28 protein-coding genes are annotated in these 25,815 nt (G+C 25.1%); 7 read left to right on the forward strand and 21 right to left on the reverse strand.

The annotated features are described in order from the left end of the window. Window positions 1-85: 85 nt before the first annotated feature. From ABFX13_RS01785 to ABFX13_RS01795, 3 genes are all read right to left on the reverse strand, one after another. Window positions 86-1,879 carry an aminopeptidase P family protein gene (locus ABFX13_RS01785; protein ID WP_346042413.1) on the reverse strand — a complete coding sequence of 598 codons (1,794 nt, stop codon included), beginning with the start codon at window positions 1,877-1,879 and terminating at the stop codon, window positions 86-88. A gap of 304 nt (window positions 1,880-2,183) precedes the next feature. Then, a complete protein-coding gene (locus ABFX13_RS01790; RefSeq protein ID WP_346041512.1) occupies window positions 2,184-2,480 on the reverse strand; it encodes a rhodanese-like domain-containing protein in 297 nt (98 codons plus the stop codon). A gap of 79 nt (window positions 2,481-2,559) precedes the next feature. Continuing rightward, window positions 2,560-3,480 (reverse strand): ribonuclease Z, encoded by a 921-nt coding sequence (locus ABFX13_RS01795; protein ID WP_346041514.1) that lies wholly within the window; start codon window positions 3,478-3,480, stop codon window positions 2,560-2,562. Between the two features lie 280 nt (window positions 3,481-3,760). On the opposite strand from ABFX13_RS01795, the gene ABFX13_RS01800 reads away from it, so the two are divergent. After that, the gene (locus tag ABFX13_RS01800) at window positions 3,761-5,161 is read left to right on the forward strand and encodes an MATE family efflux transporter (RefSeq protein ID WP_346041516.1); all 1,401 of its coding nucleotides are present in this window, start codon (window positions 3,761-3,763) and stop codon (window positions 5,159-5,161) included. A gap of 122 nt (window positions 5,162-5,283) precedes the next feature. Here ABFX13_RS01800 and rbr read toward each other — a convergent pair whose 3' ends face one another. The 9 genes from rbr to ABFX13_RS01845 all read right to left on the reverse strand — a co-directional run bounded on the left by rbr (window position 5,284) and on the right by ABFX13_RS01845 (window position 12,633). Continuing rightward, entirely contained in the window at window positions 5,284-5,820 is a 537-nt protein-coding gene (gene rbr / locus ABFX13_RS01805) for a rubrerythrin (RefSeq protein ID WP_195925587.1), read from the reverse strand. Window positions 5,821-6,011: 191 nt separating this feature from the next. Continuing rightward, window positions 6,012-6,623: an NUDIX hydrolase gene (locus tag ABFX13_RS01810; protein WP_346041519.1), complete on the reverse strand. Its 612-nt coding sequence runs from the start codon at window positions 6,621-6,623 to the stop codon at window positions 6,012-6,014. A 45-nt stretch (window positions 6,624-6,668) separates the two neighbouring features. After that, the gene (locus tag ABFX13_RS01815) at window positions 6,669-7,694 is read right to left on the reverse strand and encodes an ABC transporter ATP-binding protein (RefSeq protein WP_346041521.1); all 1,026 of its coding nucleotides are present in this window, start codon (window positions 7,692-7,694) and stop codon (window positions 6,669-6,671) included. Next, window positions 7,681-8,484, reverse strand: coding sequence for an ABC transporter permease (locus tag ABFX13_RS01820; protein ID WP_346041523.1), 804 nt, complete (start codon window positions 8,482-8,484; stop codon window positions 7,681-7,683). Before ABFX13_RS01820 ends, ABFX13_RS01815 begins: the two co-directional genes overlap by 14 nt. Before the next feature lie 8 nt (window positions 8,485-8,492). Continuing rightward, entirely contained in the window at window positions 8,493-9,350 is an 858-nt protein-coding gene (locus ABFX13_RS01825) for an ABC transporter permease (protein ID WP_346041525.1), read from the reverse strand. Next, entirely contained in the window at window positions 9,343-10,554 is a 1,212-nt protein-coding gene (locus ABFX13_RS01830) for an ABC transporter substrate-binding protein (RefSeq protein ID WP_346041527.1), read from the reverse strand. The genes ABFX13_RS01825 and ABFX13_RS01830 overlap by 8 nt, the downstream gene beginning before the upstream one ends. A gap of 76 nt (window positions 10,555-10,630) precedes the next feature. Further along, the gene (locus tag ABFX13_RS01835; RefSeq protein ID WP_346041529.1) at window positions 10,631-11,062 is read right to left on the reverse strand and encodes a rhodanese-like domain-containing protein; all 432 of its coding nucleotides are present in this window, start codon (window positions 11,060-11,062) and stop codon (window positions 10,631-10,633) included. A 171-nt stretch (window positions 11,063-11,233) separates the two neighbouring features. Continuing rightward, entirely contained in the window at window positions 11,234-12,109 is an 876-nt protein-coding gene (locus tag ABFX13_RS01840) for a metallophosphoesterase (protein WP_346041531.1), read from the reverse strand. Between the two features lie 23 nt (window positions 12,110-12,132). After that, window positions 12,133-12,633: a QueT transporter family protein gene (locus ABFX13_RS01845; RefSeq protein WP_346041533.1), complete on the reverse strand. Its 501-nt coding sequence runs from the start codon at window positions 12,631-12,633 to the stop codon at window positions 12,133-12,135. Between the two features lie 545 nt (window positions 12,634-13,178). Between ABFX13_RS01845 and ABFX13_RS01850 the strand changes: the two genes are divergently transcribed. Together ABFX13_RS01850 and ABFX13_RS01855 are read left to right on the forward strand one after the other, a co-directional pair. After that, a complete protein-coding gene (locus ABFX13_RS01850) occupies window positions 13,179-14,114 on the forward strand; it encodes a magnesium transporter CorA family protein (RefSeq protein WP_346041536.1) in 936 nt (311 codons plus the stop codon). A 227-nt stretch (window positions 14,115-14,341) separates the two neighbouring features. Then, complete coding sequence (locus tag ABFX13_RS01855) at window positions 14,342-15,316, forward strand: calcium/sodium antiporter (RefSeq protein ID WP_346041538.1); 975 nt, start codon at window positions 14,342-14,344, stop codon at window positions 15,314-15,316. 43 nt (window positions 15,317-15,359) lie between these two features. On the opposite strand, the gene ABFX13_RS01860 is transcribed toward ABFX13_RS01855, so the two are convergent. Together ABFX13_RS01860 and ABFX13_RS01865 are read right to left on the reverse strand one after the other, a co-directional pair. Then, window positions 15,360-17,765, reverse strand: a complete 2,406-nt coding sequence (locus ABFX13_RS01860) for a transglycosylase domain-containing protein (protein ID WP_346041540.1) — start codon at window positions 17,763-17,765, stop codon at window positions 15,360-15,362. Window positions 17,766-17,974: 209 nt separating this feature from the next. Next, a complete protein-coding gene (locus tag ABFX13_RS01865; protein WP_346041542.1) occupies window positions 17,975-18,157 on the reverse strand; it encodes a helicase C-terminal domain-containing protein in 183 nt (60 codons plus the stop codon). A gap of 502 nt (window positions 18,158-18,659) precedes the next feature. Between ABFX13_RS01865 and ABFX13_RS01870 the strand changes: the two genes are divergently transcribed. Further along, entirely contained in the window at window positions 18,660-18,908 is a 249-nt protein-coding gene (locus tag ABFX13_RS01870) for a hypothetical protein (RefSeq protein ID WP_346041544.1), read from the forward strand. A gap of 78 nt (window positions 18,909-18,986) precedes the next feature. Then, complete coding sequence (locus ABFX13_RS01875; protein WP_346041546.1) at window positions 18,987-19,283, forward strand: hypothetical protein; 297 nt, start codon at window positions 18,987-18,989, stop codon at window positions 19,281-19,283. Window positions 19,284-19,317: 34 nt separating this feature from the next. Here ABFX13_RS01875 and ABFX13_RS01880 read toward each other — a convergent pair whose 3' ends face one another. Further along, window positions 19,318-20,475 carry a Tle-like phospholipase domain-containing protein gene (locus ABFX13_RS01880; RefSeq protein WP_346041548.1) on the reverse strand — a complete coding sequence of 386 codons (1,158 nt, stop codon included), beginning with the start codon at window positions 20,473-20,475 and terminating at the stop codon, window positions 19,318-19,320. A 20-nt stretch (window positions 20,476-20,495) separates the two neighbouring features. Next, a complete protein-coding gene (locus ABFX13_RS01885; RefSeq protein ID WP_346041550.1) occupies window positions 20,496-21,440 on the reverse strand; it encodes a SpoIVB peptidase S55 domain-containing protein in 945 nt (314 codons plus the stop codon). A 116-nt stretch (window positions 21,441-21,556) separates the two neighbouring features. Here ABFX13_RS01885 and ABFX13_RS14730 point away from each other — a divergent pair, with 116 nt between their 5' ends. Further along, on the forward strand, window positions 21,557-22,027 hold the full coding sequence (locus ABFX13_RS14730; RefSeq protein ID WP_428833839.1) for a staygreen family protein: 471 nt from the start codon (window positions 21,557-21,559) through the stop codon (window positions 22,025-22,027). Between the two features lie 323 nt (window positions 22,028-22,350). On the opposite strand, the gene ABFX13_RS01890 is transcribed toward ABFX13_RS14730, so the two are convergent. The 5 genes from ABFX13_RS01890 to ABFX13_RS01910 all read right to left on the reverse strand — a co-directional run bounded on the left by ABFX13_RS01890 (window position 22,351) and on the right by ABFX13_RS01910 (window position 24,839). Continuing rightward, window positions 22,351-22,599, reverse strand: coding sequence for a hypothetical protein (locus tag ABFX13_RS01890; protein ID WP_346041552.1), 249 nt, complete (start codon window positions 22,597-22,599; stop codon window positions 22,351-22,353). A 14-nt stretch (window positions 22,600-22,613) separates the two neighbouring features. Further along, entirely contained in the window at window positions 22,614-23,168 is a 555-nt protein-coding gene (locus ABFX13_RS01895; RefSeq protein ID WP_346041554.1) for a hypothetical protein, read from the reverse strand. Between the two features lie 104 nt (window positions 23,169-23,272). After that, window positions 23,273-23,881 (reverse strand): DUF975 family protein, encoded by a 609-nt coding sequence (locus ABFX13_RS01900; RefSeq protein WP_346041556.1) that lies wholly within the window; start codon window positions 23,879-23,881, stop codon window positions 23,273-23,275. A gap of 218 nt (window positions 23,882-24,099) precedes the next feature. Beyond that, window positions 24,100-24,471 carry a NifB/NifX family molybdenum-iron cluster-binding protein gene (locus ABFX13_RS01905; RefSeq protein ID WP_346041558.1) on the reverse strand — a complete coding sequence of 124 codons (372 nt, stop codon included), beginning with the start codon at window positions 24,469-24,471 and terminating at the stop codon, window positions 24,100-24,102. Between the two features lie 2 nt (window positions 24,472-24,473). Next, window positions 24,474-24,839 carry an ArsR/SmtB family transcription factor gene (locus ABFX13_RS01910; RefSeq protein WP_346041560.1) on the reverse strand — a complete coding sequence of 122 codons (366 nt, stop codon included), beginning with the start codon at window positions 24,837-24,839 and terminating at the stop codon, window positions 24,474-24,476. A 179-nt stretch (window positions 24,840-25,018) separates the two neighbouring features. Here ABFX13_RS01910 and ABFX13_RS01915 point away from each other — a divergent pair, with 179 nt between their 5' ends. Further along, window positions 25,019-25,759, forward strand: coding sequence for a tyrosine-protein phosphatase (locus ABFX13_RS01915; RefSeq protein WP_346041562.1), 741 nt, complete (start codon window positions 25,019-25,021; stop codon window positions 25,757-25,759). The last annotated feature ends 56 nt before the right edge of the window (window positions 25,760-25,815 follow it).

Below are 25,815 nucleotides of genomic sequence, written 5' to 3' on the forward strand. Positions count from 1 at the left end.
TTTTATTCAAGTGATTACATAGTAAGTCAAATAAAAAATAGGTATATAATTTACATAAATTATATACCTATTTAAACTAAATATTTTATACTTCTCTAGTATATTCTTTTAACCATTCTTTTTCTTCAATAGTTAAGAACGGTGATATTTTATCATAAACCAATTTATGATAACAATTTAGATATTCCCTTTCTTCTCTATTCATTTCTTTTACATCTATAATATCTAAATCTATTGGAGCCAATGTCACAACTTCAAATTCCATAAATTGACCATATTCATTTTTCTCTGCTTTTCTAACAACCAATTCATTTTCTACTCTTATACCATGAGAACCTTCTATGTATATACCTGGTTCATTAGTTGTTACCATTCCTTCTTCAAGTACTGCACTGTCAAATCTTTCAGGAACTATTCTCCATCTAAATCCATTTGGAGCTTCATGAACATTTAATAAAAATCCTATACCATGACCTGTTCCACACTTATAATCTATTCCCATATTCCACATCGGTCTTCTTGCTAATATATCTAAGTTATATCCTCTTACTCCATGTAAAAACTTAGCCATTGATAAGTTTATCATACCTCTAACTACAGCTGTAAAATGTTTTTTAAGTTCATCACTAACTTCCCCTAATGCCATAGTTCTAGTTATATCTGTAGTTCCATCAAAATATTGTCCACCTGAATCTATTAAGAATAAATCACTTGGTTCTAATTTGTAGTCTGTTTCAGGTGTTACGCTATAGTGCATCATAGCAGCATGTTCTCTATATCCTGCTATAGTTCCAAAGCTTGGCTCTATAAATCCCTCTTGTTCACGTCTTAAATCTTCTAATTTTTTAGATGCACTTAACTCAGATATTTCTATCTTACCAACATTATTTTTTAGCCAGTACATAAACTTAGTAAAAGCTACCCCATCTTTTATATGGCTGTTTCTTATATTTTCTAACTCAACCTTATTTTTTTGAGCTTTCATCAACATAGTTGGATTAAATTCATCAATTTTAATAACTTCGCTAGGTATGTTATTTAATATAGCATAGTTTATTTTTGTTGAATCTAATAGTATTTTTTCATCTTTGCCTAAAGTTTTTATAAATTCATAAATATCATTATATGGTTTTATACATACATCTTCTTTATTTAATTCATTTAATATTTCCTCATTTAACTTAGTTTCATCTACAAATAAATAAACTTTATCTAAAGTTATTAATGCATATGATAAAACTACTGGATTGAATTTAACATCTCCACCTCTTATGTTAAATAACCAAGCTATATCATCAAGAGTTGTTATAACATGAGCTGTTACATTTTTCTCTCTCATAGTATTTCTAAGTCTTTCTAATTTTGAGCTAAATGTTTCTCCTGCAAATTTTACATCTAATAAAAATGCTTTTTCAGTTGATAGAGAAGGTCTATCTTCCCATACCTTTCCAACTAAATCATATTCATAAACTATTTTTATATTTTTTTGAGCTAATTTATCTTCTAAATTTGAACCTTCTTTTGCACAGATAACTCTACCATCAAAACCTAATATTCCACCTTCTTTTATATTGTTATATAAGTATTCATCAGTAGTAGGTACCCCTTCTTCTCCCATCTTAAATAACTTTATAGTACTTCCTTTTAATTCATTTTCTGCTTGTATAAAGTATCTTCCATCAGTCCATAGACCTGCTTCATCCATAGTTACTACTACAGTACCTGCAGAACCTGTAAATCCTGATATAAATTCTCTACATTTAAAATAATCTCCAACATACTCACTTTGATGATTATCTGAAGATGGTATTATATATGCATCTATATTTTTTTCATTCATATACTTTCTAAGTATAGATAATCTTTCTTTTATCATAATAAATCCTCCCCAATTATATTTGATATTTTTAACTGAAATTAGTATTTCTTAAGTTAAATCTAACAAATTGTTATTTATTTGTTTATGTAAATTTTACCACTTTAAGATATCGTTTTCAATAAATTCAAAACTAATTTTTTAATATATTTAATTTTTTATTTATAATAAAATTTATCTTTATGCTAATAATTAACTTGTTAATTATTATAAAAGTTTATGTTATTCACTAATTAATTCTAAAAATAAAAAATGATTAAAGATTTATTATAATCTTTAATCATTTTTTATTTTTAGAATATTAATATTATTTATATTCTATAATTCCATTTTTCAAATTATATATATGTTTAAAACCTTCCATTTCAAGTAAATTACACGCAATTATACTCCTATGACCACTTCTACAGTAAATTATAACCTTTTTATCTTTGTAATCTATAATGTCATCTATATCGTGCATCAAATTTTGAAGGGGTATATTTGTAGCTCCATCTATATTTTTTTCATCAAATTCTTCTTCTGTTCTTATATCTATTAATAATGTATCTTTATCCTTTATCATTTCTTTTAATTTTTCATTATCTATATTTATATAATTCATAATTTTCCTCCATACAGTATATATAATTTTTATATACCCATATATTAATTTAGCAAAACTAAAAAAGTAATAATAATTACTACTCTTTAAATTTTAAGTTAAACCCCATTCTATCTGTTCCTATTATAGTATTTTCAAATATATCTATAGCATTATTAATATATATATTAGGATCTTTTATTGCAGGACTAAAATGAGTTAATATCAGATTTTCCACATTTGCACTTTTAGCAACATTAGCACTCTCTCTAAAAATCATATGCTTATTTTTAATAGCTTTTTCTATATCATTATCATCTCCATACATTCCTTCACATATTAATAAATCACTATTGTCAACAAAACTTATAATATCGTTATTAGGTCTTGTATCTGTTACGAAACTTATTTTTAAGCCCTTTCTAGGCTGCCCCATTACCATATCTTTTGTATATAATTTACCGTCTAATTTTATATCCCTACCATTTTGAAGTTTACTCCAAAGAATTTTAGGCACATCATTAGAGATAGCTTTGTTTATATCAAATTTAGCTTTTCTTTTTATATAAAAACTATAAGCTATACATGGTGATGAATGATCTACTTCGACAGTAGATATTATTATATCTTTATCTATATAATTATTATTTACTATTATATCTTCTTTAGGTGCTTCTATAATTTTTATTTCATACGGAAGTTCTCTTACTATAACTCTAAAAGCTTCTACAGCTTCTTTTATTCCAACTGGACCTACTATAGTTAATGGTTCTAATCTTCCACTATTGCCTATAGTTGATAATATACCTGGAAGTCCTATTATATGATCTCCATGTATGTGAGTTATACATATATAGTCTATTGACTTAAATCCACAATTTGCTATTTTCATAGAAACTTGAGTACCCTCACCACAATCTATAAGTATTTTTCTTCCTCTGTAATTTATAAGTAGTGATGAAAGATATCTATCAGGAGTTGGCATACCTCCACCACATCCTAATAATTTTATATCTATCATATTATATCTCCTCTTTAATATTTTAAATAATCGTTGAACGGTTATCATTATTATAAACTTTGTAATAAAATTTAATTCAATATTATATGTAAATGACAACAACTATTTAATAAATTTATATTCTACTTAAATTTTTTAATCATAAACATTATTTTAAAATATTTTTATCTATATTAAATTTATGTTATTTTCACTATTACTTATAGAGAATATTATAAGTTTTTACTAATATAATATTAATAACTTGTTTTTCAAATTAATAAAACGAGGTGAGATTTTAATGAAAGATTTAACAGTTGGAAGTGAAAGTAAATGCATATTTAATTTTGCACTTCCAATGCTAATTGGTAGTTTATTTCAACAACTTTATAATACTGCTGATAGTATAATTGTAGGAAGATTTGTTGGTAAAGATGCAATGGCTGCTGTATCAGGTGCAAACCCTATAATGTTTTTATTAACGTCTTTTTTAATGGGTATAACATTAGGCTTTTCCATATTAATATCACAATATTACGGATCTAAAAATATGTCTAAAGTTAAAGCCACCATAGATACAACATATATATTCATATTTATAGCTTCATTTTTCATAACATTAATAGGAGTTTGCTTTAGCGAAAATATTCTTAAAATCATGAACACACCTAATGAAATATTTGAATTATCTAAAGGATATTTAATAATAATCTTTGCAGGTACTTTATTTTCCACCGGATACAATTCTATTTGTGCAATATTAAGAGGTCTTGGAGACTCTACGAATCCTTTATATTTTCTTATAATATCCACTATTTTAAATATAATTTTAGATATAGTTTTTATAATATATTTTAATATGGGTGTAAATGGAGTTGCATTAGCTACCATAATTGCTCAATCAGTAGCTTTTATATTTAGTGTTGTCTATCTTAATAAAAACCATGATGTTTTAAAAATAAAAATTAAAAATTTAAAGTATGATTCTGAAATTTTCAAAACTGGATTAAAGCTTGGATTGCCTTCAGCAATTCAACAAACACTTTTTTCTATAGGTAATATAACACTACAATCATTAGTTAATAGCTACGGAACTGCTGCTATGGCTGCATTTGGTGCAGGGTCTAAAATTGAAACATTTATATCACTTCCTATAATGAATTTAGGTAGTGCAGTATCTACTTTCGTTGCACAAAATATGGGAGCGGGAAAAGTTGAAAGAGTAAAAAAAGGTGTTAAATCTTCAATTATTATGGCTTTGTCTATATCAATATTAGTTATAGTAATATTTTTCTTATTTAAAGAAAATTTAATAAAACTTTTTAATACAGATTTAGAAGTTATTGCTATCGGATCTAGATACTTGCTTACTATAGGACCATTTTTCATTTTTATAGGAACTTCATTTATGTTAACTAGCGCTATACGTGGTGCTGGTGCCTCAATGTTTGCCATGATAAGTTCTATGATCTCTTTGTGGATAGCCAGAATACCTGCTTCATATTTACTAGCTTCTTTTTATGGGGTAAATGGAATATGGATGGGTATACCTATAGGTTGGTTCGTTGGATTGATAGTTACTGGTATTTATTACAAAAAAGGATATTGGAAAAACAAGGCGGTTGTTAGTATTAATGATAAAGTTGATATTTCGCATAATAAAATTCTAGAAACTGAATTTGCTTCAACCAAATCTGATTAATTTTTAATGCTATTTTTAAATATAAATATCTCTTAATTTTAAATTAAGAGATATTTATATTTTCTATATGTATATTTTCTTCTCACTATAATAAGTATATATTAATCAATTTTATTTATATATTAAAATTTGTCAGCTTTTATTTCGAAAAATGCTTTTGGATGAGCACATACTGGACATACGTCTAAAGCTTCATTTCCTTTATGTATATATCCACAGTTTTGACATCTCCACTCTACTACTTCTTCTTTTTTTAAAAATTTATCAGCTTGTAAAGTTTCAAGTAATTCACTATATCTTTCTTGGTGGTACTTTTCTATAGCTCCAACTTCTCTTAATAAAAATGCTATATGATTAAAACCTTCTTCTTCAGCTTCTTTTGCAAACTTTTCATACATAGTTGTCCATTCATAATGTTCGCCAGCCGCTGCATCTTTTAAATTTTCTTCTGTTGTTCCAATCCCATCATGAAGTAATTTAAACCACATTTTAGCATGTGCCATTTCATTATGTGCAGTTTCTTCAAAGAAATCAGCTATTTTATTATAACCTTCTTTTCTAGCTTTTAAAGCGTAGTAAGTATATTTATTTCTAGCTTCGGACTCTCCTGCAAATGCATTCATTAGGTTTACTTCTGTTTTTGTTCCCTTTATGTCCATACTAATCCTCCAAATATTAAAGATATTTATTGGGCAGTGCTTTTTTATCCCTATATATAGGGTATTATATACCATCAAATATACCCCGTCAATATAGTAAGCTTTCTTACTACATTATTGTTATTTTCTATATTTTATGTTTATTTTTGAATATCAAAAAATAAAATTTATTTTAAATAATCAAACAAATTTTATAATTCGAAAAAATCTTCTCCAAATAAAGCAAAATTTTGTAAAGTCATAAATGCTTTAATGTCTATTTTTATATCTTCATTAATTAATTTTTTTGCTTCCTCTTTATTAACTAACATAGGTGTTATATCTTCATCTTCTTCAAGGTATTTAGTACTTAATTCACCTTCACAAGTGCAATAAACTAAACTTGCGCTTTCTTCCGTCATACCAGGAGATAAGTACAGTTGTTTATTACCCAATTTTTTATTAATTTCTAAAACCTTAAGACCAGTTTCTTCTTTTAATTCTCTTTTTACTGCTAATTCTGCTTTTTCATTATTATCAACTAAACCTGCAGGAAGCTCATATACATAATCATTTAAAGGTACTCTAAATTGTTTAACTAGCACTAGACTTTTGCTTTCTTTATGAAAAGCAGCTATCACAACAGCATCTATTTCATCTTTCTTGTTATTAAAATATTTGTCAGATAAAATATCATATTCTTTTCTAGAAGCTATCATCCAATGTTTTTCTTTTCCTATCTTATTTTCATATCTTGCATCATAAATACTTAAAAACTTAGTTTGTGCAAGTGGTTTTAAATCTTTAATTTTATTATCTTTCATAATATCAACCTCTTTAAGTATTAATTTACCTATAATTATATATGTTTATTTTTTAAAGTAAACTACATTTTTAGGATTTATTGTTATTTTTACATCTTCTCCTACTTCATATAAACTATTATTAGAACTTATTTTTATTAAAGTATCATTAATAGAAACATCATAATAAGTGATATCTCCTGCATATACTTTTTTTAATACATTAGCTTCTAATCCTTCTATATGATTAAAGTTGTGTATATTAATATCTTCTTTTGATATCATGAACTCTATATTTTTCTCATTTTCATTATTATTTAAATCTATACTTATTAAATCGGATTTATATATTCCATCAATTATATTTCCATTTATATAATTTCTTTGACCAAATATATTTGCAACTTCTTTTGATATTGGTTTTTCATATAAATTTTTAGGTGTATCAAACTGTGCTATTTCTCCATTTATCATAACAGCTATCTTATCACTCATCATTAAAGCTTCTTCTTTATCATGAGTAACCAATATAGTAGTTATATTTAAACTTTTTTGTAGGTTTAATACAAATTCTCTCATTTCATTTCTTAAGTTTATATCTAAACTAGAAAAAGGTTCATCAAGCAATAATATCTTAGGATTTACAGCTAATGTTCTAGCAATGGCAACTCTTTGTTTTTGTCCTCCTGAAAGTTGACTTGGATATTTTTTTTCAAAACCTTCTAATTTAACTAAATTTAAAAGTTCTCTAACTTTATTTTTTCTAGTATTTTTATTTATTTTTTTTATTTTAAGACCAAACTCTATATTCTCAAACACATTCATATGTGGAAATAATGAATAGTCTTGAAATACTATTACTGCTTCCCTATCTTGAGTTTTTGTATTTAAAACTGATTTTTCATCAAATAATATATCTCCACTATCAGGATTTACAAGTCCTGCTATTAACTTTAAAGTTGTACTCTTTCCGCATCCTGATTTTCCTAAAAGTGTTACAAATTCTCCTTGATTTATATCAATATTTATATTTTTAAGTATCTCTATATTATTAAAACTCTTCGTCAAGTTAACAATTTTAACTGATGACATTTTTTTTCTCCTTATCTTTTAAGTAATAACTCTCTAGTGATTTTTCCATCAATACAACTATAACTAAACTTATTATAATAAACACTATACTATATAGAGATGATAGTGTTCTATCTCCACTTTGAATATATGGAAACATTACTAGTGGATAAGTTATTACACTACCTCCACCTATTATTAATGTTAAAAAATACTGACTAAAAGAAATAATAAAACACATACTAGATGCTCCTATTATTCCAGGTAATATTAAAGGAAATGTTACATACCTTAATATATCTACCTTATTAGCTCCTAGCATACTTGCTTGTATTTCATATTTGTTTCCTATTATTTTATATACATCAGTTATTATCGTTATTCCATACGGTAAGCATGGTAATATATTTATAATTATAACCCCAAATACAGTGTTTGCCATGCCAAGTCTTATAAAGGTTAATTGTATTCCCATAGCTACAGCTATCATAGGAATTATTATTGGAGATAAAATCAATAATTCAACTAATTTTTTCCCTCTAAACTCATATAATGCTATAGCTTTAGCTGCTGGTATACTTATTATTATAGTCAATACTACTACTGCTAACGATATTAATAAGCTATTTAATAATATCTTTATATTTTCAAAGCTTAATATATATTCAAATCCTCTTATAGAAAAGTTAACAGGTATAATTTCAGGAAATACCCAAGAAGATGTTATCGCCCATATAAAAAGTATTGAAAGTGGTAGTATTAATGATAATAAAATTATATTTGTTATTAATCTTCTTAAATTTTTATTCATAACTTCACCTATGATTTGTATTTATATAATTTTTTGAATATATAATCATAAATAATTAAAAGTACAAAACTTATGCTAGCTAATATAGTATTCATAGCCATGGCTATTGGTCTTTGATTTAAGTCCAAACTAATATAGCTTATATATGCATTAACTGGAAGTGCTTTCGGATTTGTTGCTCCTATTAAATATGGTACTTCAAAAGATCCAAAAGAAAATGCAAATATTATTATAAATGATGAAAGTATAGTAGGCATTATCTGAGGAAGTATTATAAATCTAAAAGTTTGATATTTATTTGCTCCTAGATTTTTCGATACTTCTTCTAATTTTTTATCTATACTTTTTAAAATATTAAACGTTGTCATAGCAATAAATGGTATCCCTTTATATATATACACAAGCATTATACCTATTCCATTTTTATCATTTACCAAGCTTATAAATTCACTAGAGTCTTTTATTATGTTCAAATTATATAATACTCTAGACAATATACCAGTTTTTGAAAATATAGCAAAAATTAATAGTACCACTACTATGTGTGGCACTATTATTGGTAAATTTAATAAAAAATATCTAAATTTTGAAAATCTATCTTTAGACATGAAATAAGCTAACACTACACCTGCAATAACAGCTATTATAGAAGATATTAAAGATGTCTTTAAACTTAAAAATAAAGAATCTAAAAACTGTTTATTATTTAGTATAGTTTTGTAATAATTTAAAGTTATATATTCTAATCCTATTTGTGGAAAATATCCTAAACTTTGAGATATACAAGTCATTATTCCTATACCCATTATGAAAATCATTAATAAAGTTGCAGGTGCTATAAGTAAATATGGCTTTAACTTATTCATTCTTATTAGCTACCTCATCCATCCAAATTTTCTCTATTATAGGAACTAAACTAGCTTTTATCTCTGGTACTGGATTTTTAATCTTTACTGGAGCATAAAATTTAGATCTATCTTCACTAGGTACTTTATTTAAATCTAATATAGTCATATCACCCCAGTTTTTAGGATTACTTTTAGAAGCTTGAGCATCTATACTTGTTAGGTAATTTATTAATACCATAGCACCTTCCTTATTTTGTGCATTTTCAGGTATAGCTAAGAAGTGAGTATTAGATATATTACCTTTATCAAAGTTTATAAATTCACTAGTTTTGCTAAATTCACCTGACTTAATTTTACCTGCAACTTCATTAGGTGAATAACTCATAGTAAAGTAAACTTCATTATCTGAATACATATTATTTAATTGTGGTGTATTTGCAGGATAAGTTTTCCCTTTATTCCATAAATAAGGTTTTATTTCATTTAAGTAATCCATAGCAGGCTTTATAACCTCTTTAACTTTAGCTTCATCTTCTGGTAAATTAGCTATTTTTTCATAACCTACTATATCGTAAATTATATTTCTTACAAAAGCACTACCTGTAAAATCTGGAGGTGCAGGATATGTAAATTTACCTGGATTATTAATTATAGCTTCTTTTAAAGAACTAGTATTTACTATATTTGAATTTACTTTAGCTGAATCCTTTACTACAGTAAATGTTGCTTTACCCCAAGGTGCTTCCATATTATCTACAGGTGTTCCGAAATCCGTAGTTATATCTTTTGAATTTTTATCTACATATTTATCATAATTTACTATTTTTTCTAAAAATGGACCAAATAAAAGTTTATTATCTTTTGCTGTTTTAAAGTTTTCTCCATTTAACCAAACTACATCTATAGTTCCTTTAGAATTTTGAGCTTGCTTTTCTGACATTAATTTATTAAGTATAGTATCTATATCCATACCTACTCTTTTAACAGTTATATTGTATTTTTCTTTCATATTAGGTACAACATAATTATCAAACCACTTATTTAAAACTTCATTTCCTCCCCATCCATAAAAATTAACAGTAGTTCCTTTAGCACTTTGCGCTATTTCTTCATAGCTTTTACCTAAAATTGCATCTTCTGATTTTTTACTACTATTACTGTTATTACATCCTACTAAAAATATAAGTGACATTGTTATTACCAAGGCAATAATTTTTTTCATGTCAATCCTCCTTTGTTGTTTTATTATAAATAATATAACCTCCCAGCCAAAATTTATTAAGCTAGGAGGTTATATTTTATTTAACTAATTTATAATCATGTTCTTCAACGCCATCTTCAGCATTGTAAACTTTTTTAAATCCGTTCTTTTCTAATATTTTTGCAGCTTTTTCACTCCTATTTCCAGTTTTACAATAAAGCAAAACTGTTTTATCTTTATAGTCATCTAATTTACTTAAATTATCATTAAATTCATTATAGTCTATATGCATAGCTCTATCAATATGCCCCATATCATACTCATCTTTACTTCTAACATCTACAACTACTATATCATCTCCACTAGCTAATAAATCTTCTGTCTCTTTAGCATTTATATTTTCATAACCACTAGCTGCTTTGTTTTTTTCATTAGATTTTTCTTTTGAAGAACATCCAACTAAGCTACTTATAGTTAAAGCTAATACAATGCTTATCGTAAAGATTTTAGATTTTTTAGTAAATTTCATATACATACTCCCCTTTTATGTCTTTTTACAAATATTTGTAAATTTCTTAATTTCATAATCAATTATATCAAAATTATACAAATTTTTGTATCGAAAATTACTATATATGATAATCATATTATAGGGATTTTCGATATTAAATAAAAAATCCATTAGCTTAAGCTAATGGATTTACTTACATTTTAAAGTTATACTTACTATTTCTGGTTTACAATTAAATCTTATTAATACTTTTGAGCCACCTAGCCCTTTACTTAATATCATTGTAGTATCATTTTTTTCATATTTACCAAAATCATACTTTGGGAAAAATTCTCTATTAGGAGATAATACTCCACCTATTAAAGGTAACCTTATTATACCACCATGTACATGCCCTGACAAAACTAAATCTGCTCCATAATTTTCATAATCATCAAAGAAAAATGGAGTATGCGCAAGCATTAAATTATAATCAGATTTATCTAAATTACCTAAAGAATTATCTATAAATTCACATCCGAGCCTTTTTTTCCTGTTTTTATAATTTTTAAAGAAATAAGGATAATAATCTAAAGGAACTATAAATCCATAAACGTTTATATTTGAATTACCCTTATTTAAAGTAACCTTCTCATTGTGTAAGTTTATAATAGGTTTTTTATCTAATTCTTTAAAATAATCTTTATATTCATTTTTATATTTTTTAATTAAAGATTTTTGTTCATGATTCCCTATTATATGATAAACCTTATGCTTTTTAGCTAATTCATCAATAAAATTTAAAGCTACATGAAAGTTTTTATTATCACCTTCAACTAAATCTCCGGTTATAACTACTATATCTGGGTTTTCATTTTCAATTTTATTTAATAGCTTTTTATTATTTTTACCAAAACTTTTATTGTGAAGGTCACTTACTTGAACTATTTTAAAATTATCAAACTCTTTTGGTATTTTACTATTTTCAACTTCATACCTTGTTGTTTCTAAAGTTTCAGTTTCATATTTATAAAGTAAAGCACTTCCTAAAACTATAGTTGAGCCTATCAAAAATTGAGTAAACATACTATTCCCTCTCTAAATTTATATTAAAATGCATTTTCTAATAATTTAAAATACTTTTTTTCTAATGATTTATATAGTGGTACAGCTATTATTGTTATAACTACAAATTGACCAAATCCTACTTGTAACATTGATACTATAAGTGGCATTCCAACAAATACATTTAACATAACTCCTATTATAATTGCGTTTATAACTGTTGGCCAAAATGATGCTACTAGTAATGCATATTTATTTCCTTTCATTATTTTACTAGTTAAGTAAACTGCATATACACTTAAAAATGTTGCAGTTGTTCCAAATATTATATCTGGAACTCCATATGGACCTATTATATTAGCTAAAAAACACCCTATAGTAAGTCCCCATATATAATCCTTTCTTATAAATGGAAGTAATACCATAATTTCTGATATTCTAAACTGTATTGGTCCATAACTTATGCCACTTAAAACTAAAGTTAAAGTTGCATATATAGCTGCAACTAAAGCCGTAGTAACTAATTTTTTTGTATTTTGAGTCATATATCTTCTCCTTATTGCCTTAAAATTCAAAAAACCGTAGAAAAACTACGGTTTTACATAAAAGTAATAATATAAAATACTACATTTTAAGACTTAACCATAGTTTTATTTAAAGACAGGAGGCTTTCGAACTGTCTTTTTAAGATTTAAAGTAATTTATATATTATCAAATTATTTTATTTTTTTCAACTAACTATAATTAATTAAAAGTTTTATTTAAATGTATTAATTATTGTTTGTTGTATTTATATTTTTAATATTTAATAAATTTAATGTATTATTTTGTTGTATTAAAATTTAATTTATGGTATTATTTAATTACATGACCGCTTAAGCAGTAATGCCGATGTGGTCTTTTTTACTAATTATAAATAAAAGGAGTGATATTAAAAATGGACAGTATTCCATTGCGGATATGTTTGTTTCTTAAATCACTTAGTATAACTTAACAATTGCTTAAATCCCTTTATTCAATTATATGTTTAAGCAATTATGTAGATAATACTTAAGTGATTGCTTTTAAAACTGAATAAAGGAGTGATCAAATGATAAGATACTATAAAACAATTGACTCTAAATTAGAAAAATTAAAATCATTTGAAAATGGTTGTTGGGTTAATTTAGTTGAACCTACTACAGCTGAGATACTTGAAGTATCTAATAATCTTAATTTAGACATGGAAAGTATTAAAGCAGCACTTGATGAAGAGGAACGTTCAAGAATTGATATTGAAGATAATCATATATTAATACTTATAGATATTCCAATAGATGAAAGTGATGCTTCATCTGCACATTACTCTACTATTCCATTAGGTATAATAATTTTAGATAATACAATAGTTACTGTTTGTACAGCTCAAACTAAAATATTAAATGATTTTATAGTAGGGCATGTTAAGAATTTTTTCACTTATAAAAAAACTAGATTTATTCTTCAAATACTTTATAAAAACGCTAGTTATTATCTTCATTATCTTAGAAGAATAAATAAAATGACAATAGCTATAGAAAAAGAAATTTATAAATCTATGAAAAATAAAGAATTAGTTCAACTTTTAGAATTAGAAAAATCTCTTATATATTTTTCTACATCCTTAAAGGCTAATGAACTTGTTCTTAATAAAATGCTTAGAACTGAGTCTATAAAAAAATATTCAGAAGATGAAGATTTACTTGAAGATGTTATTATAGAAAATAAACAAGCCTTAGAAATGGCTACTATATACGGTGATATTTTAAGCAGAATAATGGATGCATTTAGTGCAATAGTTAGTAATAACCAAAATACAGTTATGCAATTTTTAACATCTATTACCCTTATAATGTCAATACCAACAATTGTGTCAGGTTTTTTTGGTATGAATGTTGAAGGTTTACCTTTTTCAACTCATCCAAGTGGATTTTGGATAGTCATCTTAATTACATGCATTATGTGTTTAATACTTACATTTATAATGTCTAGAAATAAATTATTATAGTTTAGTTGACTTTTTACAAAATTTACATATAATTAAATTATAAAACTAAATTCCCTAGAAGGGGAGTAGCTTACACATTAGTGTTAATTAATCGTCATATCAGTGTTTATCACTCGGTTAATTAGCAAGATTAATCTTGTTAGCAAGACCTTCTAAATGAGTAGAAATTTTCTACTCATTTAGAAGGTCTTTTTTATTTATAAATTAAATTAAAAAGGAGATATATTATGGTTTATTTATTCTTACTACTTGGTTTTTTATTTTTAATAAAAGGGGCAGATTATTTTGTTGATAGTTCATCTAATATAGCTACATTGCTTAAAATACCACCTTTAATTATAGGTCTTACCATAGTTGCTTTTGGAACTAGTTCTCCTGAGGCCGCTGTTAGTATTACTGCATCAATTCAAGGACAAAATGATATTGCACTTGGAAATATTATTGGATCTAATATATTTAACCTTTTATGCGTTGCAGGTATGTCAGCTTTTATAAAACCTTTATCAGTAAAAAAATCTATACTTATAAAGGAATTTCCTTTTCTTATATTATCATCAATTTTATTATTAGTTTTATCTAATGATTTAATTTTTCAACAAACACAAAATTCTATATTGTCAAATGGTGATGGATTAGTATTTTTAATGTTTTTTTGTATATTTATATATTATTTATTAGAAGTTTCTCTAAATTCTAGAAGCGAATCTTTAAACTCTAATAATGATTGTTATACTAATATTTATAAATCTAATATGTCTTTATCTAAATCTATTATTTTTTCTGTAATTGGAATATTTGGTATAGTAATTGGTGGCAAATTAGTTGTTGACTGTTCTTCTATAATAGCTCTTAATTTTGGAGTAAGTGAAAAAATTATTGGTATAACTATAGTATCTATAGGAACATCCTTACCTGAATTTGTAACTTCTGTTGTAGCCGCTAGTAAAGGTGAAAGCGATATAGCTTTAGGAAATGTTATAGGATCTAACATATTTAATATTTTATTCATACTAGGTGTATCATCTTTAATCAATCCTATATCTGTAGATAATAATATATTTTTAGATCTATTTATAATGATAATTTTCACAATAATTACCTATATATTCTCTATTAGAAAAAAAGATATAAATAAGTTTGAAGGAATTATATTAATAATAGCTTATATAGCTTATATGATTTTAGTTATATTTAAAAATTGATTAAATTTAAAAAGATATAGGATAAAATCCTATATCTTTTTATTTAAGCAGCTGGTGGTGCTTGCTGTTCTGTTGATGGTTGTTGCGTTGCCGGTGGCGGCGTTGCTGGTTGTTGTGTTACTGGTGGAGACGCTTCTGGTTGTTGCGTTGCCGGTGGTTGTGTTACTGGTGGTTGTTGTTCTGGTGTTTCTGATGGTGTTTCCGGTGTTGTTGGTTGTTGCTGTTCTGGTGTTTCTACTGGTTGCTCTGGTGTTGCCGGTTGATTTTGCTCAGTCTGTTCTGTAGGTTGATCTTCTTCAGGTTTTGATTCAGGCTTTGGACTTGCACTCATTCCCTGACTATAATTTACATCAACGCCTGAAAATGGTCCTACTTTATCAAAACTTCTACCATCTAAATCACTATGTATAGGATTCATAACATCCTTCCATAAAGCTGCTGCTATTTGACTTCCTTTTGCTAGTGATTGATTTCTATCATTTCCTATCCAAACAGATGCTGTGTAGTACGGTGTAAATCCACAGAACCATGCATCAAAATTATTATTAGTTGTTCCTGTTTTACCTGCTACTGCCATATTAGACATTCTAGCTGATTTTCCTGTTCCGCTGTTAACTGCACCTTCTAACATCTTAGTCATATAGTAAGCTGTATTTTGTGAGTAAACTCTTTTCTTTTCAGGTTTATTTTCAAGTAATACATCACCATTTGATAATTCTATTTTAGTAAATGTTATAGGTTCTACATAAACTCCACCATTCGCTATAGTCGCATATGCAGCTGTCATTTCAAGTGGAGATACACCTGTATCCATACCTCCAAGTGTTGCTGAATAATGTCTAGCTTCTTTAGCAGTTGTTATACCTACATCTTTTAATGCTTTTTGAACTACTTCCATAGATTCTTTCTCATTATTTCCTAGCATTGCTGCTCCTTGAACTACCGCAGCGTTATATGAATGCTTAAGTGCTTCACTCATTCCTACTCTTCCATGATATGATCCTCCTGCATTTTTAGGCCAATCTTTACCATTTACTTTTTTAAGTGGAGTATCATTCATTAAAGACTGTGGTGTCATACCTACCTTTTCCATAAGTGGTAAATAAACTGCAAGAGGCTTTATAGATGACCCTGGTTGTCTTGGCTTTATAGCTCTATTATATAAGCTATCTCCACCTATACCACGTCCACCTATCATAGCTTTAATTTGACCATTATTGTTATCCATAATAACCATAGCAGATTGAGGTTGTAAATTACCATGTTCGTCCCTATATGTTCCTGGGAAATTTGAATTATCATTGTATTCTTTTTCAACTAAATCTTGCATAGAAGAGTCTATAGTTGAGTATATTCTAAGACCTCCATTATATAACATATCTTCAGCTTCATCTTTAGTGTATCCTTCTTTTATTAAAGCTTTTATAACATCTTTTTTAACTAAAGTATTAAAGTATGAAGAATTTTTATTGTCTACTTTATCACCTAATTTTATTTTTATTTCTTGCTTTATAGCATCATCATATTCACTCTTTGTTATATATCCAAGTTCTAACATTCTAGATAGTACAACTTCTTGTCTTTTTTTAGATTCACTATTAAATTCAGCTTTGTATATTACATTTCTTCCTTTTTTTAATGCATCATACGTAAGACCATCAATTTTTCCATCTTCTAATAATTTTTTATACATTTTCATATCATTATCAGTTGGAACATAATCTTGAGGATATATTATTATTTGAGCATTTTCAATGTCATCATCAAGTGTTAATGGTGATGTCTTATATGCAGCATATTTACTTGGATACTTAGTTATACCTGCTAAAAGTGCACATTCTGCTAAATTTAATTCAGATACATCTTTATCAAAATACTTAGCTGCTGCAGCTTTTACACCTCTAGTACCTTGTCCCAAAGACATTGTATTTAAATAAGCCAATAATATTTCATCTTTACTTAAAGATTTTTCTAACTTAAGTGCATAGTAAAGTTCTTTTATTTTTCTTTTATAAGTCTTTTCATTAGTTAAATATAAATTTTTAGCTAACTGTTGTGTAATTGTACTAGCACCCTGTGCTTTATATCCTAATTTAAAATTTTGTACAAATGCACCAATGGTTCTTTTAAGATTTATACCACCATGTTCATAAAAAGTATGATCTTCTATAGCAAGAACTGCATTTTTCATATTTTGTGGCATCTCATTTGCATTTTTAACTACATATCTAGATTCTTCACCTTGAGTTTTTTCTGTTACCTTTTTATTTGAATCATATATGATAGAGTTTTCTGAAAATATCATATTTTTTGGATCTACATCTGGAGTATTAATTAATATGCCTATGATAAATATACTTACAGCTGCCACTCCACATCCAAATAAAACTAAAAAAGTTGTTGCTATTTTTTTAATTAGGCTACTTTTTTTATTTTTCTTGTCACTCATATATTTGTTATTGCCCCCCATCTTAAGTTTTAATATGGGCTTTTAACCCTATAATATAAAACATATTATTTATATTATATACATAATTTAAATTTCCTTTATATTCTCCCAAATTTTTTACATATACCACTATATCTTCACTTTTTCGAGTAATCTTATTTAAATTCCATTTTTAATAATTTTTTATACATACTCTCAGAGTATCTAGTTTATATAAGCATTATAATACCTTTATATTTATTTATTCTTATACATCTAACCTCAGTTTGCAATACTTTTATCATTCCTTGATAAGTATATTCATAATCAAATTCATTATGATCCTTGCTATCAAAATACTTTTTTATAATATATCTATCAACTCCTATTAACTTATCATTAGTAAGATTCACTATTTATAAAAAGTGACTTTCTAATACGCAAAATCCTACATGAGTATTCTTATTATTTTGAGAGAAATTACTTTTGAAAATTTCCTTACTTTCATAACTCATGTCTTTTATTTAAACTTGTTTTTTATACTAATGCTTTTTAATAATAATTGCATAAACCAACTCTATAAAATTATATCCTATAAAAATACCATATAATTTTTAAATTTATGTCCAACACATTATTTGATATATTTTACTATATATTCACAAGTTTCATATCGTCTATTATAAGTGGTATTTGTATTATTTGCAAATATTAACTTTTTTTACTACTTTAAATTGTAATTTACTTAAAGCTTTTAAGTTCTTAATTAACATTAATGCTACGCTCTCTTAAATTTTTCTATATATATTATATAATAATATTAATTATATTTCTATTAACTACCATATTTTTACTTAATACAATTTACATTTATAGGAATACTAACTATATAAAATTATATAGGAGGTATTTTTTATGAATGATAGCTATTTAAAAAGAAAGGCTATTGAAGAAGCTAAATATATATATGAAGATTATTTTACAGCATCTAAAACATTAGATACATTTAACTCCGTACCTGGTATAGAAGTCTATAATGTACCTAAATATTATCATAGTACATGTTGTCGTTGTCTTAATCCATATCCTCATAATGAAAATAATTATTTCCCTAATGAAGGCTTTGTATGTGATGATTGCTTAAACAATCAAAATCTTTCTTAAAAATTTAGAGTCCTTGTTAAATTTACTTTTCCAAATTATTATTATATAATAAAGTAAATTTGACCAAGGAGATATGACATGAATATACAAATATATGATTCTGCTAAAAAAGAACTTAATAAATTAATATGCAATGATAAAGATAAAAAATATATAAGAATATTTATAAGGACAATAAGTTTTTGGTCTGATGCTAGAATTCATTTAACTTTAGATGATTTAAAAGAAGATGACCAGTTATTTGTTATAGATGGATATAACATAGTTATAAATAAAAGATTAGCTTCACAAATGAGTAATATATCTATATCTTTTGGAGGATTATTAAGTCCAAATGAGTTTAGTGTAGATTGTGATTTTAATGAATATTATTAAAAGAGTGTCTAAAGACACTCTTTTAATAATTTAATTAATCTTCTACAATATCTATAAAATTTTCTAATTTATGATAATCACCTAATTTATTTTTATCTTTTACTACATCTATATCTTCAATGCCTAACTCTTTAATTTCATTTTTTCCTAGATATCCACCATTTATAATTAAGTATAAAGGGTCATTAGATACTATATAATTTTTAACTATATTATTATAATTTTTAAAATCACTTTTTTTAAATTTATAATTATTTATATCCACAAATCCTTTATACTCTATGCTCTTATTTAAAAATCTAGTTATATATGATGCATCTATAATATAATCTTCATTTTTTTTAGGTATTAAATTCATATATGCTGATATATAATCTTTTATTAAACTGTTCTTTATAATAGGTGGTGCATATTTACCTTTTATATGTTTTGGATTAAATGTATTAGCTGAATTGAAAGTAACAGTTTTTATATTATTATAACCTTTATTAACTAAATCATATGTTGCATATTGAGCTAGTAATCCACCTAAAGAATGTCCACTTATATATACTTTTGTATCATTACTTACTAATGGTCTTATAAATTCTATAGCATAATCTCTTTGTGGATGTGGCATAAATTGAGTTGTAAAATTTCCAATCCAATCCATATAACTTCTAGTTGGCTTATATGAAACTATTAAAGAATTTCCACATCTAAGTGCTATTCCTCCAAACCCTCTATTTCCATTTTCATATCTAATAACTTTAAAATCTTTTATAGATTTATACTTATCTGTAAAAAGCTCTCCTATAGTTTGTCCTATAGGATTTTTTTCAATTATTTTGCTAGCAAGATCAGCACTTTCAAGTAACATATACTCATTTACATATATATTTTTATTTAATTTAAAGTCATCAGTTATATAATCATTACTTAATTCATACTTCAAACCTCTATTATAGTCTTTATATAAAGGGTTTGAACCTATTTTTAACTCTTCTTCATCACTTAACTTATCATTATCGCTATCTTTATTATATTTATCAGTTTTTAATATTTCTTCCAAAGCATCTGGAAGACCATCTTCATCACTATCTATATGCCATTTAAAATTATTTTCATCTAATAAATTTAAATTGTCTAATTTGTTAAATCCTAATGTAAAAAAAAGTAATGGTAATATCAAAAATAATTTATAAACTTTCATATCTAATTATCTATATTACTTTAACTATTCTCTTTTTCATTTTTTAGCATATAGTCTATGTTTGATATATAACCTACTTTATGATTATAAATTAAACTTGATCTAACTCCTCCAATTAATTTTCCATCTTGTATAACAGGTGAACCACTCATCCCTCCAATTACCCCACCTCTATATTCTTTAAGCTCTTTATCTTTTATCTTTATTTTTGCTCCATCTTCATATATTTTTAATACTTCTATTTCATGTAATTTTTTTTCATTAGTAATCGGAGATTTACAATATATATACGCAATACCTTTTTTAGGTTTAGCTATATCCATAGATTTCTTATATTCAAATTTATTTTCTTTTAACTTACCTTCTACTCCATAATCACTATATTTGCCTATATCTCCTATATAATTTAACTTACCATCTTCATTTTCTTTTATATGAGGCTTTAAGCCTCCAGAATTAAAAAGTGTAGCTTTTATAGAATGTACATATGTTGTTTCAAATACTTGTGTGCTATCAGCAACTTCTGATCCTTTTATATTATGACTAAGTCCTACAAAAGAACCATCTTCTTTAACTGCTGTTATAGTCCCATAAAACTGTTGAGTGAAACTTAAATATATTCCTCTAAAATCTTTACTTGTAAAAATTTGTGAATATTCTTTTTTGTCTCTTATAAATCTTACTATTACCTTCTCATTTTCTGATTTGTATAAATCAGTTAAATCTTTTAAATCATATCTAAACTTTTTGTTAATTGAAATTACGGATAAAATTATATCTTCTTCTTTAAAATCAGTATCTTTGTTTAAAACCATCTGAACTATAGGATATTTTAAATTAAGATTTACAAAAACTACATCTGCAGATGGCATTAATTTTTCTGCTTTACTTTGTGTAAATCCTAAATTCGTTGATAAAAGTATAGCTATAGCTGTTAATGATATAAGTCTTTTAAATTGTCTCATAGCTTATCCTTTCTTAAACCATTTTTAATTCTTATATTATTTTTATATAAATTTGAAATTTTTATTATACTTTTATCTCATTAGGAATATATTTTATTATTTACTAAATATAGGTGGTGATTTTTATTACACTTTCGCCTGATAATCTTAAAGTAAATTTTATTTATCCTAACTCTAAAAAGAATATTTTAAGTAATAGAAAATATACACTTACTTATAATGTTGATACTAATTTTTTACAATTAGATATAGGTAATTTTTATAACTATAAAAAAATTGATTTTGATTTAAGAGGTGAAATTTTAGGTGAATGGATTTTAGTTAGTCAAAATAAATACAGTTTATGTTTTTATATTTATATAAAAGGTTATAATCCATATGAAATAAAACATAAATATAATATTTTTAAACAAAATTTAAAATTAGCAATTGAATCTATATTATATGCAGATAAAAAATTTTTACAGGAAAATAAATACATTTTAAGTAGTAGTATAATTGTTAAATTTTTTTCTTCATATTTTATGTATAACTCTTCTGAATACTACGGCTTAGTAAGTGATTATATTAAAATTTATAAAAAATAAACTTTTTATGTTTTTATTTTAAACTAAAGGTTATACTAATCTTACAACTCAATAGAAAATATAATGTCACATTAATAGGTAGGTTAATTCTATGCTAACTTCATTTTGTTTAATTTGACTTTTAATATTCATAGTATTTTCTACATTACCTCGTAAATTGAAATTTGTATTTTCTATAAGTTTATCTATAATATCAAAAACAATTTGTTTAATTTTTCTTGTTTTGATATTAGTATCTAGCTATAGTTTATTAATTTAAAATTTTGTTAGATATAAAAAGTGGCTTCATTTTTAGTGAAGCCACTTTTACTATAAAAGTTTATTTATACCATGTTGTTTTTAATTATATTGTCAATTACTTTGTCTAAAGTCAAATTTTTAGTATCTATATTTTCTAATTCTAATATATAGTCTTCAAATTCAACTTCGACAAATCTATCACTTTTATTATCTGAATTTATATAATCAATAATTTTATAATCTTTAATTTCTTCTTGTAAATACGCTTTAAGTTCATTATATTCTTCTTCATTTATTTTATTTTTATTACATCTACAATTAGGACATCCCATAGTACTTCCTCCTTTTAGTTTTGAACTTCATCTAAGTTCATAGTAAGTTGTTCAAATAAAATATTATCCTTTGACTTTTTATTAGAACTTTTTTCTTTTTCTACTAAATTCATTTTTATAAGTAATTTTTTTAAAGAATTTACATTGTCTATAGATATACTTTCATTATTAACAATCATAGCATATCCTACTCCAGTTTTTTTAATACTTAAATTTGGATTATACATTTTTATAGATATTGCTTTAGAATCTACATATTCCACAGAAAATGTATTTTTCTTTTGTAAAAATAATTCTACTAAATTATCTTTTATATTTTTTACTTCCTTATTTTTTGCTTTTTTAGATTTTATAACACCCATTTTTATAAGCAAAGGCTCTAAAGATTTAAGGTCATTTAAAAATATAGGTCCTCCCTTTAAATTTAAGCAATAACCTTTGCTAGAAGCTTCTATTTTTATATCCTTTTCATTTATATATATAGATGTTATCTTACCATTGGTATACTTAATTTCATAAGATTTATCTATTTTAGCTAATACATTTGTGATTTTATTTGGCAAATACATACAAAATCCTCTTTTATTTTAGTTTTTAAATAAAATATATCATTTATTTTATTTAAATACAATAAAAAGATGATTGTATATACAATCATCTTTTTAAATATGTATTAATTATTTTTTAATTCTAAGTAGAAATTAGTTGTTGTTATTTGATAATATGGAATAAGCCATAAAAATCCTATTCCAAAAGTTAAAATAGATAATATAAACCATCCTGCAAAACTTAAATACAATACAAAGTATTCAAATTTATATCCTTTCATCATCTTGATACTTTCTTTTAAACATTCTATAGATGATTTTTCTGGATTTTCAGCTAATATGTAATTTGCTTGTGAAAACATAAAAATTAATATAATCCCTGGTATTATAAATAATATCATACCTATACTAATACATATCATTATTATTAAATTCATAATTAATGATTTTAAAAACACATCAAATCCAGAAAATAAATCTTTAAATTTTGCACTTGAATCACCTTTACTTAAATTTAAAGAAAATCTGCATATGCCAATTTGCAACGGCCCATAAAGTAGTATTCCTAATATATTTAAAGCAATACCAAAATTTGATGCTTCTACAGATTTAGTAAATTCAACGTTCACTAATTGTAATATAAGTGAATAACAAACAAATGTTATTATAGCTAATATCCAATTATCTTTTAACTGGCTTTTCGCTCTTGATTTTAATTCTAGTCTTGAAACCATAACACGCCTCCGTTTTTACTGTATACTATTTTTATAAAGTTATAATAACATAAATTTATTTATTATTTCTTATGAAATACATAGTATACTTAGTTTTTTATAGTTATATATTTAAATTATTTATTTTATTTTCTATTTACCCCTTAATTAATTTAAATAAACAAAAATAGGTCTATAATAGACCTATTTTTATTTATTTAATAAATTTTCATTTATATTTAGTGATGTCCGCAACCATCATGTGAACAAGTGTGATTACTTGGAAATTCATTTAATTTATTTTCATTAAATAAATTTATATTTTCCTCAACAGTATCAGCTTGAGCTTTATATACTTTTATACCCATAGAATTTAACTTAACTATAGCTCCTTGTCCTATACCTCCTACTATAACTGCATCAACAACATTTCCTGATAATGCTTTTATAGGTTGACACTTACCATGTTCATGACCTAAATCACCATTACTTATTTGAGATAATTCTTTACTTTCTAAATCATAAACTAAAAACATAGGAGCTGATCCAAAATGCCCAAATGGTTTACTTTTTAACCCTTCATTTACTTCTACTGGTATACAAACTTTCATTTTTAATTCTCCCTTCTTTTACAACATTTTTTAATTGATTTACAATTTCTTGTACAATCTGTGCTTATTAAATTTATATTTGAAACTTCTAAAATATTATTATTAATATTTTCTATTGAATTGAAAAAAGTTATACAATCATCAAATACATTTTTGTTTACATGATAAAATACATAATATCCTTCTTTATATCCAGTTATTATTTCAGCCTCTTTTAAAATCTTTATATGCTGTGAAACTGATGAATCAGTTATTCCTAAATACTTAGAAATCCCTTTTTGACATATATCCCTCTTTGAAACTAATAAAAGAACTTTTAGTCTTGTTTCATCACTTAATGCTTTAAATATTTTAGATAATTTATTCATGTTCACCTCTTTTAATTAAGTAATTACTTAATTAGATTATAATATTCTTAAGCAATTATTTCAAGCCTATCTTTTAAATTTATTAACTTTTTAAATTTTATATTAAAGCTAATATGATTAAACTTAATATTTTGTGGTATGTTTTTACATATATTACATAATAAAAAGGAGTGTTAGTTTTGTTAAATTTTAGAGACTTTGGTGGATGTAAATCAGCTGATGGAAGATTTGTAAAAAAAGGATTATTTTTTAGATCTGGTAATTTATCTAATTTAAGCAAAGAAGATATACAAATGCTAAAAGATTTAAAAATAAAGGTAGTATTTGATTATAGAGATGATGCAGAAAACTTAGCTAGTCCATCTCAAGTAGTAAAAAATATAAAATATATAAGAGTTCCAGCTATTCTTACCCCAAATCCAAATGAAGTTAAATTCGGATCAGTTGAGGATATGATATCAAAAATGTTTGATAATAATGGAGCTTTTGATATGTTAAAAGAAACATACTATAACTTGCCAGTTAATAATAAATCTTATAAAAAATTAGTCGAGCTTATACAAGACGAATCTAACTTGCCAATTCTTACTCACTGTACAGCAGGTAAAGATAGAACAGGTGTGGGATGTGCAATAATTTTAATGATATTAGGTATTACAAAAGAAGAAATAATTAAAGATTATCTAAAAAGTAATCAATCCTCAAGTGAAGCTATAAGTGAAATAATGACTGCGAGACCAGAATTACAAAGTATTCCAAAGGAAAAATTAAAATATATATTTGGAGTAAATGAAGAATATATAAATGAAGTTTTTAGAAGAATTAATGATGATTATGAAACTATAGAAAATTACTTATATAAAGAATTTAATTTAACACGAAATGATCTAAAAAATTTAAGAGATAAATATTTATGTTAAAAAAATTCACAAAAAAATAATAAAGAACCTGTATTTAACTTAAAATACTTTATGCT

It is taken from the genome of Paraclostridium tenue (assembly GCF_039521565.1).
GTDB classification, from domain to species: Bacteria; Bacillota; Clostridia; order Peptostreptococcales; family Peptostreptococcaceae; genus Paraclostridium; species Paraclostridium tenue.

What these genes read in the sequence shown, in the direction of transcription:
- ABFX13_RS01790 (WP_346041512.1), bottom strand. Translation starts at nt 2,480, where the DNA reads ATGAATTATATAAATATAGATAATGAAAAATTAAAAGAAATGATAAAG.
- ABFX13_RS01795 (WP_346041514.1), bottom strand. Translation starts at nt 3,480, where the DNA reads ATGATAGATATAAAATTATTAGGATGTGGTGGAGGTATGCCAACTCCT.
- ABFX13_RS01800 (WP_346041516.1), top strand. Translation starts at nt 3,761, where the DNA reads ATGAAAGATTTAACAGTTGGAAGTGAAAGTAAATGCATATTTAATTTT.
- rbr (WP_195925587.1), bottom strand. Translation starts at nt 5,820, where the DNA reads ATGGACATAAAGGGAACAAAAACAGAAGTAAACCTAATGAATGCATTT.
- ABFX13_RS01810 (WP_346041519.1), bottom strand. Translation starts at nt 6,623, where the DNA reads ATGAAAGATAATAAAATTAAAGATTTAAAACCACTTGCACAAACTAAG.
- ABFX13_RS01815 (WP_346041521.1), bottom strand. Translation starts at nt 7,694, where the DNA reads ATGTCATCAGTTAAAATTGTTAACTTGACGAAGAGTTTTAATAATATA.
- ABFX13_RS01820 (WP_346041523.1), bottom strand. Translation starts at nt 8,484, where the DNA reads ATGAATAAAAATTTAAGAAGATTAATAACAAATATAATTTTATTATCA.
- ABFX13_RS01825 (WP_346041525.1), bottom strand. Translation starts at nt 9,350, where the DNA reads ATGAATAAGTTAAAGCCATATTTACTTATAGCACCTGCAACTTTATTA.
- ABFX13_RS01830 (WP_346041527.1), bottom strand. Translation starts at nt 10,554, where the DNA reads ATGAAAAAAATTATTGCCTTGGTAATAACAATGTCACTTATATTTTTA.
- ABFX13_RS01835 (WP_346041529.1), bottom strand. Translation starts at nt 11,062, where the DNA reads ATGAAATTTACTAAAAAATCTAAAATCTTTACGATAAGCATTGTATTA.
- ABFX13_RS01840 (WP_346041531.1), bottom strand. Translation starts at nt 12,109, where the DNA reads ATGTTTACTCAATTTTTGATAGGCTCAACTATAGTTTTAGGAAGTGCT.
- ABFX13_RS01845 (WP_346041533.1), bottom strand. Translation starts at nt 12,633, where the DNA reads ATGACTCAAAATACAAAAAAATTAGTTACTACGGCTTTAGTTGCAGCT.
- ABFX13_RS01850 (WP_346041536.1), top strand. Translation starts at nt 13,179, where the DNA reads ATGATAAGATACTATAAAACAATTGACTCTAAATTAGAAAAATTAAAA.
- ABFX13_RS01855 (WP_346041538.1), top strand. Translation starts at nt 14,342, where the DNA reads ATGGTTTATTTATTCTTACTACTTGGTTTTTTATTTTTAATAAAAGGG.
- ABFX13_RS01860 (WP_346041540.1), bottom strand. Translation starts at nt 17,765, where the DNA reads ATGAGTGACAAGAAAAATAAAAAAAGTAGCCTAATTAAAAAAATAGCA.
- ABFX13_RS01870 (WP_346041544.1), top strand. Translation starts at nt 18,660, where the DNA reads ATGAATGATAGCTATTTAAAAAGAAAGGCTATTGAAGAAGCTAAATAT.
- ABFX13_RS01875 (WP_346041546.1), top strand. Translation starts at nt 18,987, where the DNA reads ATGAATATACAAATATATGATTCTGCTAAAAAAGAACTTAATAAATTA.
- ABFX13_RS01880 (WP_346041548.1), bottom strand. Translation starts at nt 20,475, where the DNA reads ATGAAAGTTTATAAATTATTTTTGATATTACCATTACTTTTTTTTACA.
- ABFX13_RS01885 (WP_346041550.1), bottom strand. Translation starts at nt 21,440, where the DNA reads ATGAGACAATTTAAAAGACTTATATCATTAACAGCTATAGCTATACTT.
- ABFX13_RS01890 (WP_346041552.1), bottom strand. Translation starts at nt 22,599, where the DNA reads ATGGGATGTCCTAATTGTAGATGTAATAAAAATAAAATAAATGAAGAA.
- ABFX13_RS01895 (WP_346041554.1), bottom strand. Translation starts at nt 23,168, where the DNA reads ATGTATTTGCCAAATAAAATCACAAATGTATTAGCTAAAATAGATAAA.
- ABFX13_RS01900 (WP_346041556.1), bottom strand. Translation starts at nt 23,881, where the DNA reads ATGGTTTCAAGACTAGAATTAAAATCAAGAGCGAAAAGCCAGTTAAAA.
- ABFX13_RS01905 (WP_346041558.1), bottom strand. Translation starts at nt 24,471, where the DNA reads ATGAAAGTTTGTATACCAGTAGAAGTAAATGAAGGGTTAAAAAGTAAA.
- ABFX13_RS01910 (WP_346041560.1), bottom strand. Translation starts at nt 24,839, where the DNA reads ATGAATAAATTATCTAAAATATTTAAAGCATTAAGTGATGAAACAAGA.